The 15,255-nt window shown below is 61.4% G+C and carries 10 protein-coding genes; 6 read left to right on the plus strand and 4 right to left on the minus strand.

All coding sequences use genetic code 11. The annotated features are described in order from the left end of the window. Positions 1 to 103 precede the first annotated feature (103 nt). The 5 genes from dnaB to ACF6ZU_RS15440 all read left to right on the plus strand — a co-directional run bounded on the left by dnaB (position 104) and on the right by ACF6ZU_RS15440 (position 11,133). On the plus strand, positions 104 to 1,498 hold the full coding sequence (dnaB, locus tag ACF6ZU_RS15420) for a replicative DNA helicase (protein WP_392885029.1): 1,395 nt from the start codon (positions 104 to 106) through the stop codon (positions 1,496 to 1,498). A gap of 193 nt (positions 1,499 to 1,691) precedes the next feature. After that, positions 1,692 to 3,995 carry a YgiQ family radical SAM protein gene (locus ACF6ZU_RS15425; protein WP_310266865.1) on the plus strand — a complete coding sequence of 768 codons (2,304 nt, stop codon included), beginning with the start codon at positions 1,692 to 1,694 and terminating at the stop codon, positions 3,993 to 3,995. Positions 3,996 to 4,392: 397 nt separating this feature from the next. Further along, positions 4,393 to 7,668: a DUF2126 domain-containing protein gene (locus tag ACF6ZU_RS15430; RefSeq protein ID WP_392885030.1), complete on the plus strand. Its 3,276-nt coding sequence runs from the start codon at positions 4,393 to 4,395 to the stop codon at positions 7,666 to 7,668. An 88-nt stretch (positions 7,669 to 7,756) separates the two neighbouring features. Next, on the plus strand, positions 7,757 to 10,243 hold the full coding sequence (locus ACF6ZU_RS15435) for a circularly permuted type 2 ATP-grasp protein (RefSeq protein ID WP_392885031.1): 2,487 nt from the start codon (positions 7,757 to 7,759) through the stop codon (positions 10,241 to 10,243). Beyond that, on the plus strand, positions 10,243 to 11,133 hold the full coding sequence (locus tag ACF6ZU_RS15440) for a transglutaminase N-terminal domain-containing protein (RefSeq protein WP_392885032.1): 891 nt from the start codon (positions 10,243 to 10,245) through the stop codon (positions 11,131 to 11,133). Before ACF6ZU_RS15435 ends, ACF6ZU_RS15440 begins: the two co-directional genes overlap by 1 nt. Before the next feature lie 162 nt (positions 11,134 to 11,295). On the opposite strand, the gene ACF6ZU_RS15445 is transcribed toward ACF6ZU_RS15440, so the two are convergent. Together ACF6ZU_RS15445 and ACF6ZU_RS15450 are read right to left on the minus strand one after the other, a co-directional pair. Next, a complete protein-coding gene (locus tag ACF6ZU_RS15445; protein ID WP_392885033.1) occupies positions 11,296 to 11,487 on the minus strand; it encodes a hypothetical protein in 192 nt (63 codons plus the stop codon). Positions 11,488 to 11,555: 68 nt separating this feature from the next. Continuing rightward, positions 11,556 to 12,143, minus strand: coding sequence for a TIGR00730 family Rossman fold protein (locus tag ACF6ZU_RS15450; RefSeq protein ID WP_392885034.1), 588 nt, complete (start codon positions 12,141 to 12,143; stop codon positions 11,556 to 11,558). 343 nt (positions 12,144 to 12,486) lie between these two features. Between ACF6ZU_RS15450 and azu the strand changes: the two genes are divergently transcribed. Further along, complete coding sequence (gene azu, locus ACF6ZU_RS15455) at positions 12,487 to 12,933, plus strand: azurin (protein WP_392885035.1); 447 nt, start codon at positions 12,487 to 12,489, stop codon at positions 12,931 to 12,933. Positions 12,934 to 13,083: 150 nt separating this feature from the next. Here the strand turns inward: azu and nadE are convergent, their stop codons facing one another. Both nadE and pncB read right to left on the minus strand, forming a co-directional pair. Further along, the gene (gene nadE, locus ACF6ZU_RS15460; protein ID WP_392885036.1) at positions 13,084 to 13,911 is read right to left on the minus strand and encodes an ammonia-dependent NAD(+) synthetase; all 828 of its coding nucleotides are present in this window, start codon (positions 13,909 to 13,911) and stop codon (positions 13,084 to 13,086) included. Between the two features lie 4 nt (positions 13,912 to 13,915). After that, entirely contained in the window at positions 13,916 to 15,142 is a 1,227-nt protein-coding gene (gene pncB / locus ACF6ZU_RS15465) for a nicotinate phosphoribosyltransferase (protein WP_392885037.1), read from the minus strand. Positions 15,143 to 15,255 lie beyond the last annotated feature (113 nt).

The following is a 15,255-nucleotide window of genomic DNA, read 5'->3' on the forward strand; positions in this document are numbered from 1 at the left end:
TGCCGGTAACATCGGGCACGATCCTGTTTACAGGTCGTGCCCTTTGTCTTTCTGCAGTTCCTGATTTTACAACTCCTGCTTTTCCTAAAGAACCCAAGTGGCCATGAACGAAATCTCCGCTCCTGAGCAATACGATCTGCAAACCGCTTCCCTGAAGGTGCCGCCGCATTCCATCGAGGCCGAACAGGCCGTGCTCGGTGGTCTGATGCTGGACAACAACGCCTGGGAACGCGTGCTCGATCAAGTCTCTGACGGCGATTTCTATCGACATGACCACCGCCTGATTTTCCGCGCGATCGCCAAGCTCGCCGACCAGAACTCCCCGATCGACGTCGTGACCCTTGCCGAGCAACTGGACAAGGAAGGTCAGACCTCGCAAGTCGGTGGTCTGGGTTACCTGGGTGAGCTGGCCAAGAACACCCCGTCCGTCGCCAACATCAAGGCCTATGCCCAGATCGTTCGCGCACGGGCAACCTTGCGGCAGCTGATCGGTATCGCCACCGAAATTGCCGACAGCGCCTTCAACCCCGAAGGCCGTACCGCCGAAGAAATTCTCGACGAAGCTGAACGGCAGATCTTCCAGATCGCCGAGGCCCGGCCTAAAACCGGCGGCCCGGTGAGCGTGAACGACCTGCTGACCAAGGCCATCGACCGCATCGACACCCTGTTCAACACCGACAACGCCATCACGGGCCTGTCCACCGGTTACACCGACCTCGACGAGAAGACCAGCGGCCTGCAGCCCGCGGACTTGATCATCGTCGCCGGTCGTCCGTCGATGGGTAAAACTACCTTTGCGATGAACCTGGTGGAAAACGCCGTGTTGCGCAGCGACAAGTGCGTGCTGGTTTACTCGCTCGAGATGCCAGGCGAATCGCTGATCATGCGTATGCTGTCTTCCCTGGGCCGTATCGACCAGACCAAGGTCCGGGCCGGCCGACTGGACGACGACGATTGGCCGCGCCTGACCTCGGCGGTCAACCTGCTCAACGATCGCAAACTGTTCATCGACGATACGGCCGGCATCAGCCCGTCGGAAATGCGCGCGCGGACCCGGCGTCTGGTGCGTGAGCACGGCGACGTCGCCCTGATCATGATCGACTACCTGCAGCTGATGCAGATCCCGGGTTCGGGCGGTGACAACCGGACCAACGAGATTTCCGAGATCTCCCGTTCCTTGAAGGCCCTGGCCAAGGAATTCAACTGCCCGGTGGTGGCGCTGTCCCAGCTCAACCGCTCCCTGGAGCAACGCCCGAACAAACGGCCGATCAACTCCGACCTCCGGGAATCCGGAGCGATCGAGCAGGATGCTGACGTCATCATGTTCGTGTACCGGGACGAGGTTTATCACCCGGAAACCGAGCACAAAGGCATCGCCGAGATCATCATCGGCAAGCAGCGGAACGGTCCGATCGGCACGTCGCGACTGGCGTTCATTGGCAAGTACACCCGCTTCGAAAACCTGGCGCCGGGCAGCTACAACTTCGACGACGAGTAAAAAACTGTGGGAGCGAGCCTGCTCGCGATAGCGGTGTGCCAGACAACATCAATGTCGACTGACACACCGCTATCGCGAGCAGGCTCGCTCCCACATGGATCGTCCGCAATTTCCGACCATAGCCGTCGGAATTGGTTATTTTTTGTGCTATATTCCGCGCCCGCGATTTTTCATCTCAACACCGGTCATCGTCATGCAAACAGCCAAGCCGTTATTTGACTATCCCAAGTACTGGGCCGAATGTTTCGGTCCAGCGCCATTCCTGCCGATGAGCAGGGAGGAGATGGATCAGCTTGGCTGGGATTCATGCGACATCATCATCGTCACCGGTGATGCCTACGTTGACCATCCGTCGTTCGGCATGGCGATCATCGGCCGGCTGCTGGAGTCCCAGGGCTTCCGCGTCGGGATCATTGCCCAGCCGAACTGGCAGTCCAAAGACGACTTCATGAAGCTTGGCGAGCCGAACCTGTTCTTCGGCGTCGCGGCCGGCAACATGGACTCGATGATCAACCGCTACACCGCCGACAAGAAAATCCGCTCCGACGACGCCTACACCCCAGGCGGTCTGGCGGGTAAGCGTCCGGACCGTGCGAGCCTGGTTTACAGCCAGCGCTGCAAGGAAGCCTACAATCACGTGCCGATCGTGCTCGGCGGCATCGAAGCCTCCCTGCGCCGTATCGCCCATTATGATTACTGGCAGGACCGAGTGCGCAACTCGATCCTGATCGACGCCTGCGCCGACATCCTGCTCTACGGCAACGCCGAGCGTGCGATCGTCGAAGTCGCCCAGCGCCTGTCCTACGGTCACAAGATCGAAGACATCACTGATGTGCGCGGCACCGCGTTCATCCGTCGCGATACGCCGAAAGACTGGTACGAAGTCGATTCCACGCGCATCGACCGTCCGGGCAAGATCGACAAGATCATCAACCCGTACGTCAACACCCAGGACACCCAGGCCTGCGCCATCGAACAAGAGAAAGGTCCGGTTGAAGACCCGAGCGAAGCCAAGGTCGTGCAGATCCTGGCCAGCCCGAAAATGACCCGCGACAAGACGGTGATCCGTCTGCCGTCGGTTGAAAAGGTCCGTGGCGATGCGGTGCTTTATGCCCACGCCAACCGCGTGCTTCACCTGGAAACCAACCCGGGCAACGCCCGTGCGCTGGTGCAGAAGCATGGCGAAGTCGATGTCTGGTTCAACCCGCCGCCGATTCCGATGACCACCGAAGAAATGGACTACGTGTTCGGCATGCCCTATGCGCGCATTCCGCACCCGGCGTACGGCAAGGAAAAAATCCCGGCCTACGACATGATCCGTTTCTCGGTGAACATCATGCGCGGCTGCTTCGGTGGCTGCACGTTCTGCTCGATCACCGAGCACGAAGGCCGGATCATCCAGAACCGTTCCGAAGAGTCGATCATTCGCGAAATCGAAGAGATCCGCGACAAGGTGCCAGGTTTTACCGGCGTCATCTCCGACCTCGGCGGCCCGACCGCGAACATGTACCGCATCGCCTGCAAGAGCCCGGAAATCGAATCCGCGTGCCGCAAGCCGTCGTGCGTGTTCCCGGGCATCTGCCCGAACCTGAACACCGACCACTCGTCGCTGATCCAGCTGTATCGCAGCGCCCGTGCGTTGCCGGGTGTGAAGAAAATCCTGATCGCTTCCGGCCTGCGCTACGACCTCGCGGTCGAGTCGCCGGAATACGTCAAGGAACTGGTGACTCACCACGTCGGTGGCTACCTGAAGATCGCCCCGGAACACACCGAGGAAGGTCCGCTCAACCAGATGATGAAACCGGGCATCGGCAGCTATGACAAGTTCAAGCGCATGTTCGAGAAGTATTCGAAGGAAGCGGGCAAAGAGCAGTACCTGATTCCGTACTTCATCGCCGCTCACCCGGGCACCACCGACGAAGACATGATGAACCTGGCCTTGTGGCTCAAGGGCAACGGCTTCCGCGCCGACCAGGTGCAGGCGTTCTACCCGTCGCCGATGGCCACCGCCACCGCGATGTACCACTCGGGCAAGAACCCGCTGCGCAAGGTCACCTACAAGAGCGACGCCGTGACCATCGTCAAGAGCGAAGAGCAGCGTCGTCTGCACAAGGCGTTCTTGCGTTATCACGATCCGAAAGGCTGGCCGATGCTGCGCGAAGCGCTGACCCGCATGGGCCGCGCCGACCTGATCGGGCCGGGCAAGAACCAGCTGATCCCGCTGCATCAGCCGGCGACCGACAGCTACCAGAGCGCCCGTCGCAAGAACTCGACGCCAGCCGGCAGCCACAAAGTCGCAGGCGAGAAGACCACCAAGATCCTGACCCAGCACACCGGCCTGCCACCGCGCGCCAGCGATGGCGGCAATCCGTGGGACAAGCGTGAACAGGCCAAGGCGGCAGCATTCGCCCGCAACCAGCAAGCCGCTAAGGAGCGCAAGGATGCAGCCAAAGGCAAAGGGCCGAAGCCTGCGCGCAAGCCGGTTGTACCGCGCTAAACGCTGAGCGCTGTTAACAGAACGCCAACCTTCGGGTTGGCGTTTTTGTGTGCGGCAACCAAGCGGGCGTTTTCAGAGTCAGATAATGGGTTGTAGCTACAGGCCTCATCGCGAGCAGGCTCGCTCCCACAGGTTTTTCTTTGGATGCAGAATTTGTGAACGACAGAGATCATTGTGGGAGCGAGCCTGCTCGCGATGAGGCCACTACAGCCGCAGCCAATTTGAGCTGACAGCCCACTGGTCGCCACATTTGCGTGCAACGCCCCCAAACCAATTTCCCGCATCGCCCGATTTTGGTGCTGTACTGCCTAAGCAAATCTGCGAAAGCGCCAGCGCCACTGGATGGCATAAGTCTTGCGCGCTTTCGATAACGCTTTAGGCTCGCAGGAGGCACGCCGTGTCGATTCATGTCGCATTGCACCACGTCACGCATTACCGCTACGACCGCGCTGTCGAACTCGGCCCGCAGATCGTTCGCCTGCGTCCGGCTGCCCACAGCCGCACGCGGATTCTGTCCTATGCGCTGAAAGTTTCCCCCGAGCAGCATTTCATCAACTGGCAACAGGACCCCCAGGGCAATTACCTGGCGCGTCTGGTGTTCCCGGAGAAAACCGAGGAGCTGCGGATCGAAGTCGATCTGCTGGCGGAGATGGCGGTGTTCAATCCGTTCGACTTCTTCCTCGAGCCCTACGCGGAAAAAATCCCGTTCGCCTACGCCGCGGACGAGCGCAAGGAACTGGCGCCGTACCTGGAAACCCTGCCGCTGACGCCGGCGTTCAAGGCTTACCTGGACGGCATTGATCGCACGCCGCTGCCGAGCGTGGATTTCCTCGTCGCGCTCAACCAGCGCCTGAGCGAAGACATCGGTTACCTGATCCGCATGGAACCCGGCGTGCAAACGCCCGAGCACACGCTCGAACAGGCCTCCGGTTCCTGCCGCGACTCGGCGTGGCTGCTGGTGCAATTGCTGCGCAACCTCGGTCTGGCGGCGCGTTTCGTCTCCGGCTACCTGATTCAACTGACCGCCGACGTCAAAAGCCTCGACGGCCCGTCGGGCACTGAAGTGGATTTCACCGATCTGCACGCCTGGTGCGAAGTCTATTTGCCCGGTGCCGGCTGGATCGGCCTGGACGCGACCTCAGGGCTGTTTGCCGGTGAAGGGCACATTCCGTTGGCGTGCAGTCCCGATCCGGGCTCTGCGGCACCGATCAGTGGCCTGGTGGAGCCGTGCGAGTGCGAATTCACCCACGAAATGTCCGTGGAGCGGATCTGGGAAGCGCCGCGAGTCACAAAGCCCTACAGCGAAGAACAGTGGCTGGCGATCCAGGCCTTGGGTCGGCAGATCGATGCCGACCTGCTGGAAGGCGACGTACGCCTGACCATGGGCGGCGAACCGACCTTCGTCTCCATCGACGATCCCGATGGTGCCGAATGGAACACCGCCGCACTCGGGCCGGACAAGCGTCGATTGTCCGCCGAGTTGTTCCAGCGCATGCGCGCCCATTACGCGCCCAAGGGGCTGGTGCATTTCGGTCAGGGCAAGTGGTACCCCGGCGAGCAACTGCCGCGCTGGTCGCTCAACTGCTACTGGCGTCGCGACGGTGTGCCGATCTGGCACAACAGCGCGCTGATCGCCGATGAGCAGGAGGACTACGGCGCCGATGGCGAGCTGGCCGGGCGCTTTCTGGCAAGTGTCGCCGAGCGTTTGAAAATTCCCACGCGCTTTGTGTTTCCAGCCTACGAGGACAATTTCTATTACCTCTGGCGCGAAGGCACATTGCCGCAAAACGTCAGCGCCGAAGACTCGCGCCTGGAAGAGCCGCTGGAGCGTGCGCGTCTGCGCAAAGTCTTCAGTCAGGGCCTGGATAAAGTCATCGGTCAGGTGCTGCCACTGGCGCGCACCGCCAAGGGCGATCAGTGGCAGAGCGGTCGCTGGTACCTGCGCGACGAGCATTGCCGCCTGGTGCCGGGCGACTCGCCGCTGGGGTATCGCTTGCCTCTCGGCTCCCAGCCCTGGGTGAAGGCCGCCGAATATCCGTTTATTTTCCCCAACGATCCGAACCAGGATTTCCCGACGCTGCCCGACACCCAGCAGTTGAACAGCCCCGGCGCAGCAGCCGAAGCGGTCGAGCGCGAGCTCAAGGTCGACGAGTCCGCCGACTGGCTGACCCGCACTGCGTTCTGCGCCGAGGCGCGGGAAGGGCGTTTGTACCTGTTCATGCCGCCGCTGGAGCGGGTCGAGGATTATCTGGAGCTGGTTACCGCGATCGAGGCCACGGCGCAGGAGCTGCATTGCCCGGTGTTGCTGGAAGGCTATGAGCCGCCCAGCGATCCACGCCTGAGCAACTTTCGCATCACCCCGGACCCGGGCGTGATCGAGGTCAACGTGCAGCCGTCCGCCACCTGGGATGAGCTGGTCGAGCGCACCGAATTCCTTTACGAAGAAGCGCGCCAGACCCGCCTGACCACCGAGAAATTCATGATCGACGGTCGGCACACGGGCACCGGCGGCGGTAACCATTTCGTACTGGGTGGCGCGACCCCGGCTGACTCACCGTTTCTGCGTCGCCCGGATTTGCTACGCAGCCTGATCAGTTACTGGCATAACCACCCGTCGCTGTCCTACCTGTTTTCCGGACTGTTCATTGGCCCGACGTCCCAGGCGCCGCGTGTCGACGAAGCGCGCAACGATGCGCTGTACGAACTGGAAATCGCCTTCGCGCAAATGCCCGAGCCGGGCGAGGAATGCGCGCCGTGGCTGGTGGACCGGCTGTTGCGCAACCTGCTGATCGACGTCACCGGTAACACCCACCGCGCCGAGTTCTGCATCGACAAGCTCTACTCTCCGGACGGTGCGACCGGGCGCCTAGGCCTGCTCGAGTTGCGCGCCTTTGAAATGCCACCCCACGCACGCATGAGCCTGGCTCAGCAGTTGTTGCTGCGAGCGCTGGTCGCGCGTTTCTGGCGTGAGCCGTATGCGCCGCCGAAACTGGCGCGCTGGGGTACGGAATTGCATGACCGGTTTCTGCTGCCGCACTTTATCGAGCAGGATTTCGCCGACGTTATCGTTGATCTCAATGCCGCCGGTTATCCGGTGCGGGCCGAGTGGTTCGCGGCACATCTGGAATTCCGCTTTCCCAAGGTCGGCGATTACGCCGTCAGCGGCATTGAGCTGGAAGTGCGTCAGGCGCTTGAGCCGTGGCATGTGCTGGGCGAAGAGGGCGCGGTCGGTGGCACCGTGCGGTATGTGGATTCGTCACTCGAGCGCCTGCAGGTCAAGCTCACCGGGTTGCCGCCGCAGCGTTATTTGCTGACCTGCAATGGCGTTCCAGTGCCTTTGCAGCCGACCGGTCGGGTGGGCGAGTTTGTCGCCGGCGTGAGATTCCGTGCCTGGCAACCGGCCAACTGCCTGCAACCGACGATCCCGGTGCATGCGCCGCTGGTGTTCGACCTGCTCGACACCTGGATGCAGCGCTCGCTGGGCGGCTGTCAGTACCACGTCGCCCATCCGGGCGGGCGCAATTACGACAGCCTGCCGGTGAACGCCAATGAGGCCGAGAGTCGGCGGATGGCGCGTTTCTTCCGCATCGGACACAGCCCGGGGAAACTTCCTATACCGATTCTGGAAATTAACGACGAGCTGCCGATGACTCTCGATTTACGACGTTTCTAAACCGTACGCGACGCTCGGATTTTTCGTATATCCGGGCGTCACAAGCCTGCGTTAGTCTGACCGTTCTTTGCTGTCTGCCGAGCTTTCCATGCCTGACCTGCTAGACCGCTACCCGCTGACGGCGGGCACTTATCACGAACTGCTCGACGACAGCGGTGCCGTGCGCCCGCATTGGCAGCGGCTGTTCGACCAGTTGCAACGCAGCACGCCCGCGCAGCTGGTGCAGCGTCAGGCACTGCTGACCCGGCAAATCCAGGAAAACGGCGTGACCTACAACGTCTACGCCGACCCCAAGGGCGCCGACCGGCCGTGGGAGCTGGACCTGCTGCCACACGTGATCGCTGCGGATGAATGGGAGCACTTGTCCGCCGGCATCGCCCAGCGGGCTCGACTGTTGAATGCCGTGCTGGCGGACTTGTACGGCCCGCAACGGTTGATCGCTGAGGGGCTGCTGCCGGCTGAGCTGGTATTCGGCCACAACAATTTTCTCTGGCCTTGTCAGGGCATCGCGCCGCCCGACGGGGCTTTTCTGCATCTGTATGCCGTGGACCTGGCGCGTACGCCGGACGGCCGCTGGTGGGTAACGGCCGATCGCACGCAAGCGCCGTCCGGCGCCGGTTACGCATTGGAAAATCGCACGATCGTGTCCCGGGCTTTTCCCGAGTTGTACCGCGACTTGAAGGTGCAGCATCTGGCCGGTTTTTTCCGCACGCTTCAGGAAACCCTGGCCCGGCAAGCGCCCAGCGACGATGAAGTGCCGTTGGTGGTGCTGCTGACACCGGGGCGTTTCAACGAAAGCTATTTCGAACATCTGTACCTGGCGCGGCAGCTCGGTTATCCGCTGGTGGAGGGCGGCGACCTCACGGTGCGCGATGCCACGGTCTACCTGAAAACCCTGAGCGGCCTGCGCCGGGTCCACGCGATCATGCGTCGGCTCGACGACGACTTCTGCGACCCGCTGGAACTGCGCACCGACTCGGCGCTCGGCGTTCCGGGGTTGCTCGAAGCCGTGCGGCAGGGGCGGGTGCTGGTGGCCAACGCGCTGGGCAGCGGCGTGCTGGAATCGCCGGGGTTGCTGGGTTTCCTGCCGAAGATCAATCAATTCCTGTTCGGCGAAGACCTGATCCTTCCCTCTATCGCCACCTGGTGGTGCGGTGAAGCGCCGGTGCTGGCCCAGGCCCTGGAAAAACTCCCGGAGCTGCTGATCAAACCGGCGTTTCCGTCCCAGAGCTTCGCTCCTGTATTTGGCCGTGATTTGAGTGAAAAACAGCGCCAGGCCCTCGCCGAACGCATGCAGGCCCGGCCTTACGCGTATGTCGCGCAAGAACTCGCGCAATTGTCCCAGGCGCCGATCTGGCAGGCCGAGGACGGTCAGTTGCAGCCCCGGGCCATCGGCATGCGGGTGTATGCGGTGGCCAGCCGTGACGGCTACCGGGTGCTGCCCGGCGGTCTGACCCGCGTGGCCGCCGAGGCCGATGCCGAAGTGGTGTCGATGCAACGGGGCGGCGCGAGCAAGGACACCTGGGTACTCGGGGATCGTCCACCGAGCGGCGAGCAATGGAAAGCCCAGCGCAACATCGGTGTGCACGACCTGGTGCGGCGCGATCCGTACCTGCCGTCGCGGGTGGTGGAAAATCTGTTCTGGTTCGGCCGCTACTGCGAGCGCTGCGATGACAGTGCGCGGTTGCTGCGGATCATGCTGGCGCGTTATGTCGATGGCGACGACCCGCAAGCCCTGGAGGCCGCGGTCGATCTGGGTGAACGGCTGATGCTGTTGCCCGATGAAGGTGAACTGCCGGAGCGGCTGCTGGCGGCGTTGCTCGGCGATGACTGGCCGTTCAGCCTGCGCTCCAACCTGCAGCGCTTGCAGTGGGCGGCTTCGCAGGTGCGCGGCAAGCTCTCGCGGGAAAACTGGCAGGCACTGGTGGAATTGCAGCGTGAAGCCATCGAGCTGGAAACCGAAGAGCCGGATTTCGGCGAGCTGCTGGATTTTCTCAACCGTCTGGTGATGTCGCTGGCGGCGCTGTCCGGTTTCGCCCTCGACGACATGACCCGGGACGAAGGCTGGCGTTTCCTGATGATCGGCCGGCGGATCGAACGCCTGCAATTTCTCAGCGGCAGCCTCGCGGCATTTTTGCGGGGCAGCGGCGCTTTTGATCAGGCCGGGCTGGAATGGCTGCTGGAGCTGGGCAACAGCAGCATCACCTACCGCTCGCGGTACTTGGCGGTAGCGCAGTTGATCCCGGTGCTGGACTTGCTGCTGCTCGACGAGCAGAACCCGCACGCGGTGCTGTTCCAGCTGAAGCTGGTGACCCGCACCCTCAAGCGCTTGAACGACGATTTCGGCGTGCCCCGCGAAGCCGGTCTGCCGTTGTTGGTAGAGCGCCTGGCGCGCTTCGACCTCGGTTGCCTGGAGAATTCCCTGTTCGGTGAAGCCAGTGTCCGTGCCGCCATCAATGGTCTGGCCGACTTGCTGCAAGAGATCGCTGATGCGAGTGGGCAAGTCTCGGATCGTCTGGCCTTGCGCCATTTCGCCCATGTCGATGATGTCAGCCAGCGTACGGTGTCCGTCTGATGAGCGCCCATTACCAGATTTTCCACGACACCCATTATCACTACGACAGCCCGGTGTCGCTGGCGCAGCAACTGGCGCACCTGTGGCCTCGGCCCTGTGCCTGGCAGCGCTGTTCTGCCCGCGAATTGCAGATCAGTCCGGACCCGACGGCGCGGCGCGACGAGCTGGATGTGTTCGGCAATCCGCTGACCCGGCTGGCGTTCGAGCGGCCGCACGATGAATTGCTGGTCAATGCCAGCCTCACGGTCGAGGTGCTGCCCCGGCCGGTGCTGGATTTCAATCAGTCACCGGCCTGGGAAGAAACCCGCAATGCACTGACCTATAGCAGCCAACCGCTTTCGCCCGACGTGCTCGAGGCGTGCCGTTACCGGTTCGAATCGCCCTATGTGCATCTGAAGCGCAATTTCGTCGAGTTCTCGGAAAGCTGTTTCCCGGTGGGGCGGCCGCTGTTGCTCGGCGTCCAGGCGTTGATGGAGAGGATTTTCAGCGAGTTCACCTTCGATGCCGAGGCCACCCAGGTGGCGACACCGCTGGTTGAAGTGCTGGAGCGTCGACGCGGGGTGTGCCAGGACTTTGCGCACCTGATGCTCGCGTGTGTGCGCTCTCGCGGGTTGGCGGCGCGTTACATCAGTGGGTATCTGCTGACTCAGCCGCCACCGGGGCAGCCGCGATTGATCGGAGCAGACGCCTCCCATGCCTGGGTTTCGGTGTTTTGCCCGGTGCTGGGCTGGGTGGATTTCGATCCGACCAACAATGTGCAGCCGGCACTCGAACACATCACCCTGGCCTGGGGCCGGGATTTCTCTGATGTTTCGCCGTTGCGGGGGGTGATTCTGGGGGGCGGTAATCACGACCCGGAAGTCCGCGTTACCGTGATGCCACTGGAATAACAAAGATCCACCCTGTAGGAGCGAGCCTGCTCGCGATGGACGTCAACGATGACGCGTCCTGTCTGGACAAACGCGCTGTCTTCGATATCTTCGCGAGCAAGCTCGCTCCTACACGGGACACAGATCCGGTGGGCCTGATCAGATCATCGGGCCCTGAGGGTCTCAGGCGTCGGGCGCCTGATCTTTCGGTGCATCAACATCACTTTCTGCGGTCACTTCACCGTCTGTTTCCGGGTTCAGTGCGGCGGCGTCTTCTTCAGCTGAAGCTTTCTTGCGCTGAAGCTTTTCCTCTTTCTTCTGCTCCTTGGCCAAGTCTCTCTGACGTTTGGCGAAGGAATAATTAGGTTTAGCCATGGGCGATCCTCTGGGGTCGAAGGTGAGGTTGAGCGGCGCATATTCTGCCCTGTATCGGTGCCGAGCCGTTAGCTGGGTTTTTGCCCGGTCCACTTCGGCGCCACGGTCGGCTGCCAGGCGTCCAGGGCATCGAGCAGGGTTTGCGGCGATTCGCTCACTTGCAGCATGTCACGGTGTGCTTCGCGAACGAAGCCTTCGCCGACGATATGATCAAGAAAACCGGTCAACTTGCTGTAGAAACCGTTCACTTCCAGCAGCCCCAGCGGTTTGCCGTGGTAGCCCAGCTGACCCCAGGTCCAGACTTCGAACAGTTCTTCCAGGGTGCCCAGGCCACCGGGCAGTGCGATGAACGCGTCGCTGAGTTCAGCCATCCGCGCCTTGCGCGCATGCATGCCGTCGACCACCTCCAGGCGCGTCAGGCCGCTGTGGCCGATTTCCTTGTCCTTGAGGCTTTGCGGGATGATGCCGATCACTTCACCGCCAGCCGCCAGGGCCGCGTCGGCCACGATGCCCATCAGCCCGACGGCTCCGCCGCCATAGACCAGCGTCAGCTTGCGCTCGGCCAACGCTCGTCCGAGGGCAATCGCCGCTTCGCGATAAGCCGGGTGGGTGCCCGTGCTGGCACCACAAAATACACAAACGGATGCTAAAGACATGCCTTACTCCATGGTCAGGATGGCCACAGAGTAAAGGCAGCGGCGCGGCGATCCAAGGTCTAGACTTCGCGCCGGGACGTTTCACAGGTGCCACTGGCGCCACAGGCGTAAGCGGCGAGCAAACTGCACAAAAAGCTGTTGATGGACATGACAGACGCTCCGGATAAGTGATGACGGCCTGATGATAAGGCCGCCCTAGACGTCTGGCTGGTAGTTTGTTTCGATGGGTGTCATAGCCCGAAAGTTGTATACAATTTTTGATTCAGGTCATAGGAACTTGCGAAGTTTTCAGGCAGTCTTCTGTCCATTCGCACTTTTGATAACCCTGCCTTGGAGATTCACCATGTTTGCCAAACTTGTTGCGGTATCCCTGCTGACACTGGCCAGCAGCCAATTGATGGCTGCCGAGTGCAAAACGACCATCGACTCCACAGACCAAATGGCCTTCAACACCAAGGCCATTGAAATCGACAAAAGCTGCAAGACGTTCACCGTCGAGCTGACCCACTCCGGCAACCTGCCGAAAAACGTGATGGGCCATAACTGGGTCCTGAGTAAAGAAGCTGACATGCAGCCGATCGCCACCGACGGCCTGTCTGCCGGTATCGACAAAAACTACCTGAAAGAAGGTGATGCCCGCGTGATCGCGCACACCAAAATCATCGGCGCCAAGGAAACCGACTCGGTGACCTTCGATGTGTCGAAGCTGGATGCGGCCGAGAAATACGGCTTCTTCTGCTCGTTCCCGGGCCACATCTCGATGATGAAAGGCACGGTTACCCTGAAGTAAGCGAATCGCGCGCACAAAAAAAGCGTCCACTTGGGACGCTTTTTTTGTGTCTGGCGTTTGACCGAGTCATCGTTCATCGCGAGCAGGCTCGCTCCCACAGGAACTGCGCTGTACCTGCTCGCGATGGTGGCGGTTAAGATCACCCGACTCTTATGGGGCGAAAGGCATCACCCGCTTGTGATGGGTCTTCCTGTACGTGTCGCAGATGATCTTGAACGCTTCCTCACGCACCGGCTGGCCATGCAGGAACGCGTCGATCTCGGCATAGGTCACGCCATGGGACGCTTCGTCCGGTTTGCCTGGCGACAGGTCTTCAAGGTCGGCCGTCGGGACTTTTTCCACCAGCGATTCCGGCGCGCCGAAGCTGCGGGCGATGGCCCGGACCTGGTTTTTTACCAGGCCGCTCAACGGTGCCAGGTCGCAGGCGCCGTCACCGAACTTGGTGAAGAAACCCATCACCGCTTCCGCCGCGTGATCGGTACCGATCACCAGGCCATGGGCTGCGCCGGCGATGGTGTACTGGGCAACCATGCGCATCCGCGCCTTGGTATTGCCGAGAACGAAATCCACCGAGACCGCGTGCTTGCCTTCGAAGGCCGCCACTTCATTGGCCAGGGACTTCACCGCCGGGCCGATGTTCACGGTGTGACGCTCGTCGGGCTGGATGAAATCCACCGAGGCCTGGGCGTCGTGTTCATCGAACTGGGTTTCGTACGGCAGGCGCACGGCGATGAACTTGTAGTTGTCGTCACCGGTGCGGGTGCGCAATTCACGCATGGCACGCTGGGCCAGAAGGCCGGCGGTCAACGAGTCGACGCCACCGCTGATGCCGAGCACCAGGGTCTTGAGCCCGGAATTGACCAGGCAATCCTGAATGAAGGTAATGCGCCGGGCGACTTCCGCCTCGAGGGCGGCCTTGTTCGCGAATGGCGGTTGAACATTGAGCTGCTCAGCAATCTCACGCTGTACGGCTTGCATGAATTCACTCCTTGCTTGATGTGCTGGAAGGGTCGGCAGGTACTTTGAAAACGTGTCGCAAGTAAGCGACGAAATTCGGGTCTTTGCAGTGAGTCTTGCCAGGCTCGTCGGAGATCTTCGCCACCGGCTGGCCGTTGCAGGCCGCCATTTTAAGCACGATGCTCATCGGTTCGACACCCGGAATATCGCACGTCAGGTTGGTGCCAATGCCGAAGCTGACATTGATCCGACCGCGCAAGGCACGAAAGATCTCCAGCGCCCTGGGCAGCGTCAGGCTGTCGGAGAAGGTCAGGGTCTTGCTCATCGGGTCGATGCCTAGCTTTTGATAGTGGGCGATCGCTTTTTCCGCCCAGATCACCGGGTCCCCGGAGTCATGGCGCAGGCCGTCGAAAAGTTTGGCGAAGAACAGGTCGAAGTCGCCGAGGAAGGCATCCATGGTGATGCAATCGGTCAGGGCGATCCCCAACAGGCCACGGTACTCGCGGACCCAGCAATCGAGGGCGGCGATCTGGCTGTCGATCAGGCGCGGGCCGAGTTGCTGGTGTGCCATGATCCACTCGTGGGCCATGGTGCCCAAGGGTTTCATGTCCAGTTCCCGGGACAAATGCACGTTGCTGGTGCCGACGAAGCGCCCGGGGAAATCGTGCTTGAGCACGTTCACCACTTCTTCCTGCACGCGGTATGAAAAGCGACGACGGGTGCCGAAATCGGCTACCTGCAATTCGGACAATTCGTCGCTGCTGGCGTTGGCCGTCAGCCAGTCGAACTTGCGGTAGAGCTGCTCGCGAGCCTGTTCCAGCACGATGTCCTGGTAGCGATAGCGGTTGCGCACTTCGCTGACGATCGACAGCAACGGCACTTCGAACAGGATCACATGCAGCCACGGCCCGCGCAGGCGTATGAACAGCTCACCGTTTTCGATGCCGGTGTGGACGTAGCGCAGGTTGAAGCGGAACAACCCGAGAAAACGCAGGAAGTCCGGCTTCATGAAGCTGATGCGCTCCATGAAACTCAGCTGGTCGGCGCTCAGGCTCAACTCGGCCAGGCGCTCGATCTGCACGCGGATCTCCGCCAGATAAGGGCGCAGGTCTTCACTGTTCCGGCAACGAAACTCCCATTCGACTTCCACGTTCGGGTAGTTGTGCAGCACCGCCTGCATCATCGTCAGTTTGTAGAAATCGGTGTCGAGCAGGTTCTGCACGATGCGATCGGCAAACACACTCTCGCTCATAACGGGGGTTCTCCACATTGAATACGGGTAGTGGCGCATATCGGTGGGGCTTATTGCCAGAGATTTCTTGATCGCCGGAGATCCCCTGTAGGAGCGAGCCTGCTCGCGAAGCG

It is taken from the genome of Pseudomonas migulae (assembly GCF_043225285.1).
In the GTDB taxonomy this organism is placed as follows: Bacteria; Pseudomonadota; Gammaproteobacteria; order Pseudomonadales; family Pseudomonadaceae; genus Aquipseudomonas; species Aquipseudomonas migulae_C.